This is a genomic window from Variovorax humicola, from assembly GCF_037889915.1.
Taxonomy (GTDB): Bacteria; Pseudomonadota; Gammaproteobacteria; order Burkholderiales; family Burkholderiaceae_C; genus Variovorax; species Variovorax humicola.
Genome location: NZ_JBBKZV010000042.1, coordinates 1 through 15066 on the forward strand (window position 1 = coordinate 1; position 15066 = coordinate 15066).

Genomic DNA, 15066 nt, shown 5'->3' on the forward strand with positions numbered 1-15066 from the left:
GGTGACGCGGTCGCCGACGGCCACGTTGGTCACGCCTTCGCCGATGGCCACGACCACGCCGGCCGCCTCGACGCCCATGCCGCTTGGCATGGGCACGGCGTAGGTGCCGTTGCGGAAGTAGGTGTCGGCGTAGTTGAGGCCCACCGCCACATGGCGCAGCCTGACCTGGCCCGGGCCCGGATCGCGGATTTCGACGTCCTCGTAGCGAAGGACTTCGGGTCCGCCGGCCTGGTATTGGCGTACTGCTTTTGCCATGGTTGATGTCTCCTGAATCGGTATGGAAGTGATGATGTGACTGTAGGGATCGCGTCGCCTTGGCGCTTCGCAAGTTGCGACATGCGTTTCGCTATTCATGCCTGAAATTCATCGTCGTACCGGGGATGCACCCAACCCTCACTTCAACCTCGCCATGACAAGCCGTGTCCGGTGGTTACGCGATTCGCGATTCAGCAGTGCCGAATTGAAGAAAGCGGAATTGAGTAGAACGTCCTTCAAATGCCGGGGCGGCGAGCAATGACTACTTCCCTTATCCGGTAAGTTCTTCGGGAGGCTTCATGCGGTTCTGTCGCAATAGCGGTGCCAGGCCAAGCAAGTTCGCGTCCTGCGTGTCGCTCTCAGAAAGCCAGCGAATAGAACTTCGTTGCCGCGGACGACGCGTAACCTTCAAGGCAGTTCATCCGCCCTTTCCTGATCATGTGCATCGTTTCAATGCCGGCAATCAGCGCTCGCGCGCAACGGAAACACTTGAAGCCGAGCATCGGCCTCACGATACGTTTGACGGCCCGATGGTCCTGTTCGACGATGTTGTTGAGGTACTTCGACTGGCGCATCTCGATGGGCGCAGCGCAGTCGGCTTGAATGCTCTGGATAGCGGCCGTGTTGGCACCGCTCTTGTCAATGTTGATCTTGTCGGGCACACCATGCAGGCCGATGGCCTGTTCCAAAAAGCATCATGCGGCTGCGAGATCGCGCTTGGCACGCAGCAGAAAGTCAATCGTGTCGCCATCGCGGTCGACCGCTCGGTACAGATACTTCCACTGGCCTGCGACCTCGATGTACGTTTCGTCCATCCGCCAACTCGCGCCCACAGGTCGCTTGCGTTGGCGAAACCGAAACGCCGCGGCCATCACCGGCAGGATCTTGATCGACCATCGATGAACCGTGGCGTGGTCGACGAGCACGCCGCGCTCGCCCACCATCTCTTCGACATGCCGAAAGCTCAAAGGGTAAGCCGCGTACCAGCGCACGCAGGTGAGCATCACCTCCAGCGGGTATGCATCCGCTTGATCACTTTGCTCAGCGCTTCAATCACCGTCTTGTCCCTCCCATCGTCCGAACTTCCCAGCGGCCGCTTTTTCGCTATTGCGACAGAACCGTTTCCTACCCCTATCCTCGGGCCCGTTGCCGACCTTCGACTGCTCGCTGTGAACGCCCGCAACGCGATCCCAAGCGGCTTTTTCGTGCAGGTCACTTCACCTTCTCGATGTCCCCGGGCTCCCAGCTCTTGTCGATGGCGGATTCCGTCGGGCCGTAAAGCCGGAGGATGGTGAAGTACCCCTTGCCGGACACGGTGGCGAGCCAGTTGCCGGCCTTGCCCTCAGGTGCTTTGGGACCGAGGTAAAGATCCGTGCTGCCGTCGGCGTTCTGCGCCGGCTTGTCGCGCGAACCCAGCGACGGGAAACGCTGGCCGTTGTCGAGGCCTGAAGCATTCGCCGCATCGTAGAGCGTCAGGGACCAGAAGATGGCAGCCGGGATGTTGGGCGGCAGATGCAGGCGATAGTTGTTGCCTCCCACCAGCGGCTCTCCCTCGCCATCGGTAAAGCCCACCATGTATGCAGCGCCCTTGCCCGGTATTTTCGAAAGCATCCCCGGGCTGATCGAGTAGTAATCGGTGAAGAACCAGATCCGGGCGTCGAGGGCGCGATAGCCCCCTGCAACATTCATCCAGGAGAGGTCCATCGTGGTGCGCGGGCTGGGCGGCGTCACGTTGTCTAGCGGGTTGATCCAGTGGCGGTCCGGATACATGTACAGCGAGCCGCCGTTGAGGGTGTCTTGGAAGCCGATGACGCGGCTCATCTTGTAGGCGGTCTTCGCGGCCAGATCGAGGATCTCTCGTGTGTGCGCATCCGGTGTGAACGGCTGGCCCTTGACGATGCCGATTGCCGCCAGCATGCCAAGCCAGTCGGGACCGGCGAGCTTGTCACTCTCCCGGTCCACGAGCAGCTTGAGTTGGTCGAATGCGCTGCCGTCGCTGATAGGCAGCATGTCGGCCGGGATGCCGGAGGCATCGGGGAATTTCATTGGCTTGGCGGCGGCCTCGCCGTTCAATGGATAGACCTTTGTTCGTTCAAGGTGCGCGACAGCCGGCGCCAGATTCGTCGGGTCCTCGAAGAACCCGCGCAGGAAGATGAAGACGTTGTAGGTTCCTGAACGATAGACGTAATAACCTTCTGGCACCGGTCCCTTGTAGCCGGGTGGCAATAGGAGGAACTTGCCGCCCTTGCCGCCATCTGGTCCAGCCAGGCCGACGTCACCGAAGAACTTGCCGCCCTCCACCGGAATGGGTCGCTGCCAGTAATCGAGGAGGATGCCTTGTAGTCCGGGCGGCGCTTCCATCACCAGCGGGCCATCCTTGCCCAAGTCGACGTAGCTCATGGCGTAGAGAACGTCGGAGTTGGGGGTCGTCACCAGAGTCTTGGCGTCGAGTCGCTGCTTCCAGATGGGCAGGATGTTGTAGCCGGCGCCAAAGGTCTTTTCCGACCCGACCTGCATGCCGAGCGTGTTGATCAACGGCATCGCCCAGAGGTAGGCCTGCGTCGCCCTTTGGAAGAGGAGTTCGTCACGAAGAGTCTGCGCGGTCTCCTTCGTGGGCCGGCCTTCCGCGAATGGTAGGTCGGCGAGTTTGTCGAAGCTGGCTTCCTGAGCGCTGAGATTCTGCGGATTCATGGTTTTCATGCTTGTGCCGTTTCTGCGCTTGTTGGTTTCGATCTTGGGGTCGCGCACCTGACAGTGACTCGATGCTATTGGCTGGCGCGCTGATAGTCCATCTCGTCGAACAGACGCCTCGACACGTCGTCGTCCCGGCTGAAAGGTAATGCGGAAGCGGCGCGCCGGTTCATGCTGGAGGCAAACCCAGACCTCTCGCACCGTCGCCCTATGGTGAACTCCATGTCGTGAGCAGCCAATCCCGGTGCACACCTATAGCCACGTACGTGAAGACGCCCAGGACGGCATCCCCGGTCTCGCGCTTCGCGATCGATCGGACGGATTCTCTCGATCTTCGTCCGCAAAGAATCGCTTGACATGCTGCACAGCATGCACGGACGATCCGCTCCAAGTTGAGCTGCGCAGTCAAGATCAACGGCTTCATCACCAAGCTGCTCAAGGTCGACGGCCAGCCCTCGAGCATCGGCGGCGGCTTTCGCGATTGGGCGGACAGCCCCGGCAACGGCCCGCACGACCTCGGATTCAGCTCATCTTCACCTTGCTGTTTCCGAAAGTTGGTGGGCGCGGAAGAACTGAGAAATTTCCATCCCGCTTGACGACCGAAAGGCACAACCATGAACAACAGACTCAACCTGCTCGCCGCCATGCTCACCGGCGCGTTGGCATGTACGAACGCGCAAGCGCAGCAGGTTCCACTGCCCACGAGTGCCGCTGAAGTACCTGGCCCCGCCGCCGGCACCGCGATGACCGCGGCATATGTTCAGGCTGTCGGCCGTATCGCCTACATCTGGGGCTATCCGATGGTCAATGCGCACAACCGCCGCGTCGCCTTCTCTCAGGCTCCCGAGCCGGTTCTGGTAGGCGGCATTCTGCCCTTCGCCCCGGTGGGCTACAACGCGATGCTCACCAATTACATCAAGCCCGAGCAGACATTCATCGCCTGTCCTAATCAGGACGTGGTGTATGGCGCGGGTTTTTCCGCGCTGGACAAGGAGCCGATGGTGTTTCAGGTGCCGGATTTTGGCGACCGCTTCTGGGTCTATGCACTGTATGACCAGCGCACTGACGAGATTGCCCAGATTGGCAAGCAGTACGGCACCAAGCCGGGCTTTTACATGATCGTCGGGCCGAACTGGAAAGGCGAAGTCCCGGCGGGTATCAATGCTGTCGTGCGCTCCTCCACGGATTTGGTGTTTTCCGTCCCGCGCATTTTCAAGGATGACACAGCCGAGGACACCAAAGCCGTCCAGCCGCTGATCAACCACGTGGTGTTTTATCCCCTCAGCAAGTTTGACGGGAAGATGAAGACGGTGGACTGGAGCAAGCTGCCGCACATCCCGGCACCAGCGCAGAAGGGGGCCAAAGGCGAGACCAGCTGGGTGAAGCCGGAAACCTACTTCGAAGAGCTTCCCGCCGTGATGAAGGAGGTGCCGCCGCTGCCCGGCGAAGAAGCCCTGTACGCCTGGATCAGTTCCGTGTTCGACGCCGCTGCCAAAGACCCGGCCATCAAGAAAGCATTGATTGCATCGTTCGTAGTCGCGGACAAGGAAATCATTGCTCCGCTCACTCAGTGGAAATTGAACGGCCGCTCCGCTGGCAACGGCTGGAATTCGCCAGTGAACAACGCGAAATGGGGCACCGACTATCTAAACCGCGCCGGTACTTCCAAGTCGAACATGTTTGACAACACGCCAGATGAGACGAAATACATCTATCGGGACTTTGACAATAAAGGACAACGACTTGAGGGCAAGAACAGCTATACAGTGACTTTCCCGAAGGGGCAACTGCCGCCGGTCAAGGGCTTCTGGTCGATGACGCTCTATAACCAGCATCACCTGTTTCAACCCAATGCCCTGAATCGCTTTTCGCTGGGCACGAAGAACAAGGATCTCAAATACAACGGGGACGGTTCGCTCACTTTATATTTCGGCACGAAGTCGCCTGGCAAAGACAAGGAAACGAACTGGGTGCCTGCGCCCGAAGGAAGCTTCTCGCTCTATATCCGCGCCTACTGGGCCGAGCCGGCCATCATCGATGGCACATGGATGCCGCCGCAGGTCGAGAAAGTGAACTAACAACTTCGACCTCCTGAGTCTTAAACGGGCGCTTGGTGGGTTCACGCCAGCGTCCGCTTTCCCGCGAATCCTGGGGCGCCGGCGACCGTCGGGCCTCGGCCGAAAAGTGCCATCCGCCCAGCGCTCATGGTGCCATGACTTGCCGTACAACCGCCCGTGCAGGGTAGCGCTCAAACCAGCGGTCACTTGGCGACATACTGGTCGTCGAGCGCGACGCTTCCCCGGCGTCCGAATTCCAAGTCCGCGCCAAGCGTGCAGTCGACGATCCTAGGACGGTCGCCGGGCCATGAACGGACGTCCATCGCGCATTAGGCCGTTGATGAGGGGTGCAATCCGTGGGCACGTCGGTGCGTGACGCCGCTTGACCATCCGCGCGAGCTTGTTCTTTGCGTCCGCGTGGCGCCAACCTGGGCGCAGGCCGCGAGCAGTTCATTGAAGCATCGTTGTCGGCGTCTCCGGGCACGCTGCGGGGAAACGCCCCGGCGCGAGGCGCCTCAGCGCATGTGCAAGCCGCCATTGACCGAGAAAGCGGCCCCGGTGGAGTAGCCGCTTTCGTCGGTCGCGAGCCACGCGACGATGGACGCGATCTCGCTCGGCTCGCCCAGCCGCTTGACTGGGATGGTGGCGACGATTTTGTCAAGCACCTCCTGCCGGATGGCCTTGACCATGTCGGTGCCGATATAGCCGGGGCTCACGGTGTTCACGGTCACGCCCTTGGCAGCCAGTTCCTGCGCCAGCGCCATCGTGAAGCCGTGCATGCCGGCCTTGGCGGCCGAGTAGTTGGTCTGGCCTGCCTGGCCCTTGGCGCCGTTGACTGAGCTGATGTTGATGATGCGGCCCCAGCCCTTTTCCACCATGTCGCCCACCACCTGCTTCGTGACGTTGAACATGCTGTCGAGGTTGGTCTCGATCACCGAGTGCCACTCTTCGGGCGTCATCTTGACGAACATGCGGTCCCGCGTGATGCCGGCATTGTTGACCAACACGTCGATGCTGCCGTGCTCCGCCTTGGCCTTGGTGAAGGCGTCGACGGTGGACTGCCAGTCGCCGACGTTGCCGACCGACGCGTGGAGTCCGAAGCCTTCGGCTTTCTGCTCCGCCAGCCATTTGGCGTAGTCTCGCGTGGGGCCGCAGCCGGCGATGACGGTGAAACCGTCCTTGTGCAGGCGTTGGCAAATGGCTGTTCCGATGCCCCCCATGCCCCCGGTGACGTATGCGACTTTCTTGCTCATGATCGTTCCTTGATGGTGTACGAATCTGAACCGGCGCTGTTCACTGTAGCGAGGTTTCGCATCCCCTTCACAGGAAAACACTGAGCCCGGGTTGCAATGGGCGAGCTCTAATGCTCGGACGTTCCTGGCCGTTTCACTGCCAGGTTCGCAATCCGGTGATCGGTCAGTTTCGCGCCACAGCGCATTCTTGTTTGTTGTGACTCTGGGACTCCGCCGTTTCGTTTTTTTTGGTTCGAAAAGGAGTTCCTCCATGGGCAAGAAACTTTACGTCGGCAACCTCGCCTATTCCGTGCGCGACAACGATCTGGAGCGGGCTTTCAGCCAATACGGCTCGGTCGCCAGCGCCAAGGTCATGATGGAGCGCGATACCGACCGCTCCAAAGGCTTCGGCTTTGTCGAAATGGGCACCGACGCGGAAGCGCTGGCGGCCATCGAAGGCCTGAACGGCCAATCGCTCGGCGGTCGCAGCCTGACCGTCAATGAAGCCCGTCCGATGGAAAGTGGGCGCGGTGGTCGTGGGTGCCGCCCCCGGGCACCGCCGCGCCTGGGGCATTGGCGGCGTGGGACGACGGAAAGATCTTGCGGAAAATGTTGCCGAGGATGCTCATATCTATCTCCTGGAATTGGTGAACAGTGGGGTGGACCGGGACGTCGCGTTCGCCCTGACCCGCGGGAGCTTGAGACAGCGCCGTCGACTGCGAGGTCGGACAAGACGCCGAAATCACGGAAAGAAATAGCAAGCGAAGAGCTAGCGATATAAATCCTTTCTGACGTCGAGAAGACGTGAACAGCAGGGAAGTGGCATTGACTGCCGACTGCCGGTGTGAATCGATGAACGCAACTTTGCCTCGCTCCCGCAGCAGAGTCCGCAAGGGGCGGGCAGTTGCGACGGCTTGACGGCTTCAAAAGGGGCAAGGAGAGGCAGCGGCATTGGCACCAGGGCGGCTCGCGAACCTCGTCACCGTACGGAGCATCCCCAACGGGGTCGATGCGTGCAATCAAAGTCGCACGTCAACGTGTGTCGAGCGATCGCCGTCGCGGCGGTTGACGAACGCAAGGATGCGCTTGCCACGTCGACGAAAATTCAGTTCGATTCGGGCGGTGCCGACCGCAATACCTGCAACCTTGATCGACTCGATGCCGGCGGGCAGCCGCGGCTGATCGAGGACAACCTGGTCGCCAGCCACGATATGCACTCCCAGGCATTGCTGCAGCAGCATGAACACCGAACCCGCCGCCCATGCCTGAGGCAGGCACGCCACGGGATAGGCCACTGGGGCCTCGCCTGCTGCGCGCGCGAAGCCGCAGAACAACTCGGGCAAGCGCAGGCCGAAGAATGCGGCCGCCTCGAACATGTCGTCGAGCAGGCGCACGACCCCATCGCGCTCGCCGTATCGTGCGATGCCGGCGGCGCAGAGAGCGACGTCGTGCGGCCATATCGACCCGTTGTGGTACGACATCGGGTTGTAGCGCACAGCGTCGGACGGCAGGGTGCGAACCCCCCACCCTGCATCGAACGCCGCTGAAAGCAACTGTTGCGCGACCCTGCGTCCGCGCTCTTGAGAGGGAAGGCCACTGAAGAGCAAGTGTCCCGCGTTCGAGGCCCGAACGCGGCAGGGTGTGCCGCTGCCGTCGAGGGCCAGCGCATAGAACTGCAGGTCTTCCTGCCAGAACGAACGCTCTACTGCATGCGCAAGGCGTCGAGCCAGGTCGGCCCAGTGAGCGGACTTCGAGGATTCGCCGCGAACGCGCGCCAGTGAGGCCAAGCCTTCGAGAGCGGCAAACGCGTACCCCTGCACTTCGACCAAGGCGATCGGCCCGATGGGCGAACTGCCGTCGGCGTGGAACACCGAATCGTGGCTGTCTTTCCAGCCTTGGTTTGCGAGTCCGGTTGCCTCTGCGCGTGCATAGCTCACAAAGCCATCATGACGCAGCATGTTGTCTTCGATCCAGCCGACGGCGGCGAGCAATGCAGGCCAGATGGTGTCGATGAGGACCGCGTCGCCAGTGCGCTCGGCATAGGCCGCCGCCAGCACGCAGAACAGCGGCGTCGTGTCCACGCCGCCGTAGTATTTGCCGAACGGCAGTTCATTGACCGCCGCCATCTCGCCTTTGCGGGTCTCATGCATGATCTTGCCCGGCTCCGCATCGCGGAAAGTGGAAATTTCCTGCGCCTGGTGCTCCGCCAGAAACGACAAGACGCCGCGAGCAAGCGAGGGATCCAACCAAAGCGTCTGAAGCGCGGTGACGACCGCATCGCGACCGAATGGCGTCGAAAACCACGGGATGCCCGCATAGGGATACGGCCCCGTCGGCAACTCGGTGGTCAGCAGCGCAAGGTCCGCCTTTGACTTGTCGATCCAAGCCTGAAACAGCCGGCTCGAAGCCTCCACGCGCGCGCCGCGCCGGCGTTTCTGCCGCAGTTGCCATCGGGTGCGCGCCGCAGCCCCACGCCAGCGCTGGGCGCAGGGGGCCGCCGGTTCATCGCCTGCCTCGATGTACAAAACCCAACGTTCCCCGCTGTCCAGTCGCACCTCGTATATCGCCGTCCGCTCGGCCAAACGCGCCGCCGTCTCGCTGAACGAGACGACCACGCTGCGCCACAATTCATCCAGGCCCCGGTAGCGCAACCGCGCCCATCGATCGCCCTGCTGTTCAGCGGCCACGTCGCCCCGCTTGCTGCGCACTTGACCCCGCACCTCGAACATGTCTCGGAAATCGGCGTCGTACAACAACTGCAGCGGCACCTGCGCCGGGTGGTCGCTGAAGTTGACGAGCGTGATGCGTTCGTACATCCGCCTGTCCCACAGAAAGCGACGGCGCTCGACGTGGATCACGCCCTGCGGCGTCGAGGTCGTGCCCAGCGGCGGCAGCGGATGGTTGGTGAGGTTGGCCGTGAAGAAGGCATTGTCCTGTCCCACGGCGCTCGAGAGCAGCGTCGGTTGCACGCCGTTCACCAGCAGCCGAAAACTGGACAGCAACCGCGTGTCGTTGTGAAACAGCCCATCGCCTTCCCCCGTGATGTCGCCATGGGCGTCGGCCACGACGAAGGTGTCTCCCTCCTTGAGCACGAAAAGGCGCTGGCCCGAACGCGCCGGGGGCGCAGGCCAAACGTCCGCCCCGATCTCGCTAACGCTGGTGGCCGGACCACTGGCCCCTGGCATCGAGGGGCTCATGCCGCTGTTACCTGAAGCGATTCGGCTCGTCTATGGCCCGCGAGTTGCCAATAGAGTTGGGCGTAACGTTGGGCCATGGCCTCTGCAGTGAAGCGCCTTTCGAACTCGGCACGGATGCGGTCCCTCGGCAGATGACCCGCCATTTTGACCGCTTCGATTGCCTGCGCCAAATTGTCGACGATGAAGCCGGTGACGCCGTCGTCCACGACTTCCGGTACCGAACCGCAGCGCCAGGCAATGACCGGCGTGCCGCACGCCATCGCCTCGATCATCACAAGGCCGAAGGGCTCGGGCCAGTCGACAGGAAACAGCAACGCTCGCGCATTTCCAAGGAATTCGCTCTTCTGGTCATCTCCAATCTCCCCGACGTACTCCACCAGACTGCTGTGAAGGAGCGGCCGGATTTCGCGTTCGAAGTAGTCGCGGTCGACCTGGTCAACCTTGGCGGCAATGCGAACGGGGATGCCGGAACGCCGAGCGATCGTGATCGCGCGATCGGGCCGTTTCTCGGGCGAGATCCGGCCCAGGAATGCGAGATAGCCGTCCCGAACAGCGGGAGTGAACCGGTAGTGGGTCGCGTTCATGCCGTGCTGTACGGTCGCGTACCAATTCGCATCCAGCAACGGCAGGCGCTGCGCGTTCGAGATCGACACCAATGGATACTGTCGCCAGCGACGATACGTGTCAGAAAGGTCTGCAATGTCGAGGCGACCGTGCAAAGTGGTGAGCGTGCGCTGCGCGATCGATTCGAACAACGGAAAGTGCAGCATGTCGATATGAAAATGCAGCACATCGAATTCATTGGCTCTGCGACGTACCTCGTGAAGCAGTGACAGGTGGCTCGCCAAGTCTGACTTGAGAGGCGCAGGGTCCAGACGCAAAGCTTGCTTTCTTGACGCCACCAGTTCAGCGCGTGTTTCCGCGTCGCCCGAGGCGAACAAGGTGACCTCGTGCCCTTCGGCGACCAAGGCGTCGGTCAGGTGGGCGACCACTCGCTCCGTTCCGCCATACAAGCGCGGGGGCACGGCCTCGTAGAGCGGTGCGATTTGCGCGATCCTCATTGCAGTCTCCTGGCTGGCAATTTGACGGGCTAGAAAATATTGCGTGCCGGCCGAGACGGTGTCGGTATTCGTGCATCAATGGCTGTAGGCCACGTCCGGTTTTGGCAAGGCCCCGAGCGTCGTACCTCGGCCGGCCGGGGAGATGGATGCGCAGAGGGATGAGCCTGCAGGAGGCCGGCGCACTTCCATGACGCCAAGGACCGGTTCATTGCATGGCCAGGGTTGCAGGACACTGCCATGCCTCTTGTGAGCAACTTCCTACGAGGCGCTCTGGGCGCGACTGACAGCATGCCGCGGGGGAGGGTGTCGAGTATTACCTCCGTCCACTGGCGAGCCTATTTTCGTTCGCTCTGGATTGAATGGCTGGATGAAACGACGCGCGATGCTGGGACGGACAGGGTCATGAAGAACCCGACACGCCAGCGCAAGCCGATTCGAGGCGTTTTTTTGAACAAGGACAAACAATGGAACCGATGCAACCCATGAAACCCATGCAGCCCATGAAACCCATGGAGCCAATGAAGCCGATGGCCGCGCCGGACAGCAGCTGGTGGCCCAAAGGGTTGAGCGACCCGTCCAGTAGCGGGCAGCAGGACGGCATGCGCTATGCATTCTTCCCGGCGCAAAGACGCCTGGCGGTAGAGCGCGATGGCCGCTTGGCGCAGTACGAAACAGGTGACCATCGCATCACCGGCGTGTCGCAGACCAGCGGTTCCAGCCCCAGTGGTGCCACGTTCACGAGTCAGAACGGGGAAGTCGACTTGTCTACGCTAAAGCGTGCAGATTGAAGACCTCTGCCGCGTTGAACACCAGTTGACGACGCCGCAACAGCGCCAAGAGACTGCAAATAGGGGTGGCCGCATCTTTCTCGCAGATCGATTGAATGGGGATCCTGCTTCTTGTTCAGAGCGCGGCGCACGCAACTTCATCCCTCCGAATGACGATTGCAACGTAGCCGGTAAAGCGTTCAAGCTCTACGCTCATGGAGGAATTGACGCATGCCACTTGCCCCCAAGGACTACCGTCTTGTCGAGCAGGCAAGGCCAGGCGGGCACACAACGATGGCGGATGCCTTGGCGCAACGCGATCCATGACAAAGCCCGCGGTCGGCGCAAGGGAGCCGGCGCAGTCCGACTACAACCTTGCGCACGCAATCTACCGCCACGGCGTGGCGAGACCGGACACTCTCACCGTTGCATTCGAGGGCCGCTCCCTGAGCTATGGTCAATTGGCGGCGCAAGCCGTGCGCGTGGCTCATTGTCTTGCCGGCCATCGCACATGGAAGGGGCGCCAAGGCAAGCCGCCAAGGGTGGGCATTCTCGCGTTGCGCAGCCTGGACGCATGCGTTGCAGTCGCAGGCGCCAGTTGGGCAGGCGCTACCTATGTCCCGTTGGGGCCGAAGCTCCCGGAAGCGCGCTTGTTGAAGATGCTCTCCGTGTGCGACCTTTCGGCTGTCATTGCGACGAAGTCGGCACGAGGCAACTGACGCAGCCCCTGCTCGCCAGTTGCCCCTCCCTTGTGATGCACACCGGCCGTCCACCAGGACCGGCGCCGGGTCATGTCGAACTCATCGAGATGGGATCGTTGCCGCGCGCGGCCCCTGCAAGAGCCCGCGTATGTGGCTGCGGAGCACACTGCCTACATCATCTTCACATCAGGAACGACCGGCGATCCGAAGGGCGTGATGGTGCGTGCCGGAGCCGTCCGCCACTATGTGAACGCCATCGCCGGGCTGCTCGGCCTTCGCGACAGCGACCGCGTGCTCGAAACCTGCGAGCTTGGCTTCGACTTCTCTGTGTTTGTAAATCGAGCGCAGCGTCGCCATCGATGGCGCGGAGATGCCCAACAACTCAGCTGTGTGCCGCAGTAGGTTGCGCGGCAAGACGTTGAAGCCGTCGAGCGGTCTACCGGTAGCGCGCATGCACAGCACCATCAAGGAAGCGGGCAAGCGGTGGCTGACTCGACATTGCTGCGTGATCGCTTCAACGTCTGCCGACCCAAGCTCGAAGAACTGCTCACGGTCAAACTCGCTCAGCCGAGACGGAAGGGCCTCCTGGCCGACGAAACGCAGGGCAAAGGAAGACATGGCCGGCTCCAAAACGCGGGGCCGCCAATGTACCGGTTCGGTCCCTGGCACGATGATCCCGTCACCTATACGACACCCAAAGTGCGCAACGCTCGCAACTCCGCGTCCTCTACGTTTGCCAAACGAGCCATTACCTCGTCGGTATGTTGACCGGGGCGTGGGGCGTGGCCATCGTAGGCGCCTGGCGTCCGGCTGAACTTCAAAGGAAAGCCGGCGGCAGCGGCGTCGACATGACTCCCCGACAAAGGATTCCAGACACGCTCAACCATCCCCCGCTCTTCGAGATGAGCCCAATGCATCACGTCGTCGATGGTACGCACTGGGCTACACGGCACCTTCGCACGATTCAAAATTTCGATTGCGTCGGCACTCCTGAGTTTCCGCGTCCACGACGCGACAATCCTGTCGACGTCAGCGTTGTTGGCAAGCCGCCAAGGCAATCGGCAGAAGTCGCCATGCTCAAGCAAGTCGTCTCTCTGCATGACGCCGACGAGTGCAGTCCAGTCGGACTGCGTAGCAGTTCCAATCACGACCCATCCGTCCATGGTCTGGTAGGCATTGAATGGAGAGAACCGCATGATCCGACTACCTTGCTGGAACTCCAGGCCCAGTCGCTTGTAGCAATCAAGCGGCTCGTCGAAGATGAGGGAGAAAAGGCAATCGGCCATTGACACATCGATGGCTTGGCCCGCGCCGGTACGCTCCCGATGCAGCAAAGCCGCAACGATGCCATTTGCGGCGAATATTCCCGCGATGGCATCCGAGATCGGAGACCCTGCCTTCACCGGTCCGGTCTCAGGCTTCCCGGTGATACTCATCAAGCCGACTGCGGCCTGCACCATCGGGTCGTAAGCCTTCAAATTCTTGTCTGGCCCGGTGCTTCCGTACCCGGTCACCGAGCAGTAGATGAGCCGAGGATTGACCTGGCCAAGCTGCGCGTAGCCAATTCCCAATCGGTCTGCAACACCGGCGCTGAAGTTTTCGACGACCACATCAGCATTGGCCACCATTCGCTTGAAAAGTGCGACTCCTTGCTCCGACTTCAGATCCAGCGTTGCTGATTTCTTGGCCCGTGCTCGCTTCAAGTAGGCCAGCCCCATATCCAGGTCGGTCTGGCGCTCAAACGAGATTCCACGTGGACCTGCGTAAGGCGGCGCGAAGGCTGTGGGGTCACCCGTCTTCGGGTCATCGATCTTGATGACCTCCGCACCCATGCCAGCAAGCAGCAATGTCGCCTGCGGGCCCGAGAAAAATCTCGTCAAGTCCAATACAACCACACCGTCCAGAATCTTGCTCATTTGCTCTACTCTTTGTAGCGACTGCCGATCTGGGAAAGTCTAAGCAGGGCCGCACAGATGAGGGAAATAGTGGATCCGTCTGTCGGTATAGCGGCGGCTTATGCCCCTCGAGTCACAACGCGTTGATCAAGTTCCGCGCCAATCCAGACCTTGCTCTTGACAAGGGACTCACTGACTTCCACGACCAACTGCGAAAGGCAGCTCGCAGCCGTGCTGAGCGCAACGATGTCGTACGTGCAAAGGGAAACGCTGCGTGTCAGATTCACGCCCAATATGCGATGCGCCGTCACACCGTCGTGATGCGTTGATCCGGATAGCGCAGAAGCCGACAGAATCGCGGACGCGAGACCGCTCGCGACCACGGACTTGATGGTGGGCAAGGAGTCGAGCTCTGCTATCACATCGAGAGACAGCCCCGCGGCTTCGAAAGCACGGTTGACAATTTGCCGTGTCGCGTTCGAACTCGCCGGCAGTACAAACCGATGTGTGGACGCTTTCGCCAAAGGAATTGCCGCGCCGAAACGCTTCTTCCCAGCGGAAAGAAGGAACAGCTCCTCGATGAGCAATGGCTTCACATGAAGGTGTGACACCTGCTTCTGAACAGTCACACCACTACCGGCGATCTCGCTCACATCGAACAAGAGCGACATCTCCAAGCGCCCGTTCACAAGCAAATCGCGCAGATGCCCGCTCAGACCCTCGATCACTTGAAGTCGTATGCCGGGAAAGCGTATCTGAGCAGTCGCGATAAGCGGCGTCGCAAGGACATTGGCCACACTGGTCGGCATGCCGATGGACACCACACCCGAGGGATCCGAGTTGGCGCTTGTCACGTCGGCCTTGAGGCGATCGATCAGGCGCAAAACGCTCTGTGCGTGTCGATATAGAACCTGCCCCGCTTCCGTCGCAGACACACCGCGCACCGACCTGGAAAGCAGTCTCACGTTGAGTTCGGCCTCGAGTCCTGCGACCTGCTGGCTGAGCGCCGGCTGCGCGATGAACAGGTCAGCAGCGGCGCGCGACAAGCTTCCCAACTCAACAATTCGGACAAAGTAGCGAAGCTGCCTCAATTCCATCCGTCTAGTGTCGCACGTGCGGGGTCATCTGCAAGTTCCGCCCGCTGTCGCTCGTGAAAGGAGCGATATGTCTGCCTTATACCGGGATGTCCATTCCCTATTTTTAGGTCAAT

At 61.2% G+C, this 15066-nt stretch carries 13 protein-coding genes and 2 pseudogenes; 6 read left to right on the forward strand and 9 right to left on the reverse strand.

The genetic code is table 11. From position 1 onward, the window contains the following. From WKW80_RS33185 to WKW80_RS33195, 3 genes and pseudogenes are all read right to left on the reverse strand, one after another. Positions 1–255: alcohol dehydrogenase catalytic domain-containing protein (locus tag WKW80_RS33185; protein WP_340367841.1), on the reverse strand; the 255-nt coding region annotated here is incomplete at its 3' end. Positions 256–614: 359 nt separating this feature from the next. Continuing rightward, positions 615–1259: pseudogene (locus WKW80_RS33190) on the reverse strand (IS6 family transposase). A gap of 208 nt (positions 1260–1467) precedes the next feature. Continuing rightward, complete coding sequence (locus WKW80_RS33195) at positions 1468–2955, reverse strand: DUF1254 domain-containing protein (RefSeq protein WP_340367842.1); 1488 nt, start codon at positions 2953–2955, stop codon at positions 1468–1470. A gap of 383 nt (positions 2956–3338) precedes the next feature. Here WKW80_RS33195 and WKW80_RS33200 point away from each other — a divergent pair, with 383 nt between their 5' ends. Then, positions 3339–3542 carry a hypothetical protein gene (locus WKW80_RS33200; protein WP_340367843.1) on the forward strand — a complete coding sequence of 68 codons (204 nt, stop codon included), beginning with the start codon at positions 3339–3341 and terminating at the stop codon, positions 3540–3542. An 18-nt stretch (positions 3543–3560) separates the two neighbouring features. After that, on the forward strand, positions 3561–5024 hold the full coding sequence (locus tag WKW80_RS33205; RefSeq protein WP_340367844.1) for a DUF1254 domain-containing protein: 1464 nt from the start codon (positions 3561–3563) through the stop codon (positions 5022–5024). Between the two features lie 494 nt (positions 5025–5518). Here WKW80_RS33205 and phbB read toward each other — a convergent pair whose 3' ends face one another. Beyond that, positions 5519–6256: an acetoacetyl-CoA reductase gene (gene phbB / locus WKW80_RS33210; RefSeq protein ID WP_340367845.1), complete on the reverse strand. Its 738-nt coding sequence runs from the start codon at positions 6254–6256 to the stop codon at positions 5519–5521. Positions 6257–6506: 250 nt separating this feature from the next. Between phbB and WKW80_RS33215 the strand changes: the two genes are divergently transcribed. Next, entirely contained in the window at positions 6507–7016 is a 510-nt protein-coding gene (locus WKW80_RS33215; protein ID WP_340367846.1) for an RNA recognition motif domain-containing protein, read from the forward strand. A gap of 238 nt (positions 7017–7254) precedes the next feature. On the opposite strand, the gene WKW80_RS33220 is transcribed toward WKW80_RS33215, so the two are convergent. Both WKW80_RS33220 and WKW80_RS33225 read right to left on the reverse strand, forming a co-directional pair. After that, on the reverse strand, positions 7255–9432 hold the full coding sequence (locus WKW80_RS33220; RefSeq protein WP_340367847.1) for an amylo-alpha-1,6-glucosidase: 2178 nt from the start codon (positions 9430–9432) through the stop codon (positions 7255–7257). Next, positions 9429–10493 (reverse strand): glycosyltransferase family 4 protein, encoded by a 1065-nt coding sequence (locus WKW80_RS33225; protein WP_340367848.1) that lies wholly within the window; start codon positions 10491–10493, stop codon positions 9429–9431. Before WKW80_RS33225 ends, WKW80_RS33220 begins: the two co-directional genes overlap by 4 nt. Positions 10494–10957: 464 nt before the next feature. Between WKW80_RS33225 and WKW80_RS33230 the strand changes: the two genes are divergently transcribed. The 3 genes from WKW80_RS33230 (at position 10958) to WKW80_RS37560 (ending at position 12363) form a co-directional block, all read left to right on the forward strand. After that, positions 10958–11281 carry a hypothetical protein gene (locus WKW80_RS33230; protein WP_340367849.1) on the forward strand — a complete coding sequence of 108 codons (324 nt, stop codon included), beginning with the start codon at positions 10958–10960 and terminating at the stop codon, positions 11279–11281. A 302-nt stretch (positions 11282–11583) separates the two neighbouring features. Beyond that, positions 11584–11979, forward strand: a complete 396-nt coding sequence (locus tag WKW80_RS33235) for an AMP-binding protein (protein WP_340367850.1) — start codon at positions 11584–11586, stop codon at positions 11977–11979. Positions 11980–12051: 72 nt separating this feature from the next. Further along, complete coding sequence (locus tag WKW80_RS37560; protein WP_422823015.1) at positions 12052–12363, forward strand: AMP-binding protein; 312 nt, start codon at positions 12052–12054, stop codon at positions 12361–12363. Here the strand turns inward: WKW80_RS37560 and WKW80_RS37565 are convergent. The 3 genes and pseudogenes from WKW80_RS37565 to WKW80_RS33250 all read right to left on the reverse strand — a co-directional run. Further along, positions 12328–12579, reverse strand: a pseudogene (locus WKW80_RS37565) (DUF4158 domain-containing protein); the annotation flags it as partial. The gene WKW80_RS37560 and the pseudogene WKW80_RS37565 sit on opposite strands and share 36 nt — an antisense overlap. A 65-nt stretch (positions 12580–12644) precedes the next feature. Further along, positions 12645–13877 carry a CaiB/BaiF CoA transferase family protein gene (locus tag WKW80_RS33245; RefSeq protein ID WP_340367852.1) on the reverse strand — a complete coding sequence of 411 codons (1233 nt, stop codon included), beginning with the start codon at positions 13875–13877 and terminating at the stop codon, positions 12645–12647. A 98-nt stretch (positions 13878–13975) separates the two neighbouring features. Beyond that, entirely contained in the window at positions 13976–14953 is a 978-nt protein-coding gene (locus WKW80_RS33250; RefSeq protein ID WP_340367853.1) for a LysR substrate-binding domain-containing protein, read from the reverse strand. Between the last annotated feature and the right edge of the window lie 113 nt (positions 14954–15066).

What these genes read in the sequence shown, in the direction of transcription:
- WKW80_RS33195 (WP_340367842.1), bottom strand. Translation starts at nt 2,955, where the DNA reads ATGAAAACCATGAATCCGCAGAATCTCAGCGCTCAGGAAGCCAGCTTC.
- WKW80_RS33205 (WP_340367844.1), top strand. Translation starts at nt 3,561, where the DNA reads ATGAACAACAGACTCAACCTGCTCGCCGCCATGCTCACCGGCGCGTTG.
- phbB (WP_340367845.1), bottom strand. Translation starts at nt 6,256, where the DNA reads ATGAGCAAGAAAGTCGCATACGTCACCGGGGGCATGGGGGGCATCGGA.
- WKW80_RS33215 (WP_340367846.1), top strand. Translation starts at nt 6,507, where the DNA reads ATGGGCAAGAAACTTTACGTCGGCAACCTCGCCTATTCCGTGCGCGAC.
- WKW80_RS33220 (WP_340367847.1), bottom strand. Translation starts at nt 9,432, where the DNA reads ATGAGCCCCTCGATGCCAGGGGCCAGTGGTCCGGCCACCAGCGTTAGC.
- WKW80_RS33225 (WP_340367848.1), bottom strand. Translation starts at nt 10,493, where the DNA reads ATGAGGATCGCGCAAATCGCACCGCTCTACGAGGCCGTGCCCCCGCGC.
- WKW80_RS33230 (WP_340367849.1), top strand. Translation starts at nt 10,958, where the DNA reads ATGGAACCGATGCAACCCATGAAACCCATGCAGCCCATGAAACCCATG.
- WKW80_RS33235 (WP_340367850.1), top strand. Translation starts at nt 11,584, where the DNA reads ATGACAAAGCCCGCGGTCGGCGCAAGGGAGCCGGCGCAGTCCGACTAC.
- WKW80_RS37560 (WP_422823015.1), top strand. Translation starts at nt 12,052, where the DNA reads ATGTCGAACTCATCGAGATGGGATCGTTGCCGCGCGCGGCCCCTGCAA.
- WKW80_RS33245 (WP_340367852.1), bottom strand. Translation starts at nt 13,877, where the DNA reads ATGAGCAAGATTCTGGACGGTGTGGTTGTATTGGACTTGACGAGATTT.
- WKW80_RS33250 (WP_340367853.1), bottom strand. Translation starts at nt 14,953, where the DNA reads ATGGAATTGAGGCAGCTTCGCTACTTTGTCCGAATTGTTGAGTTGGGA.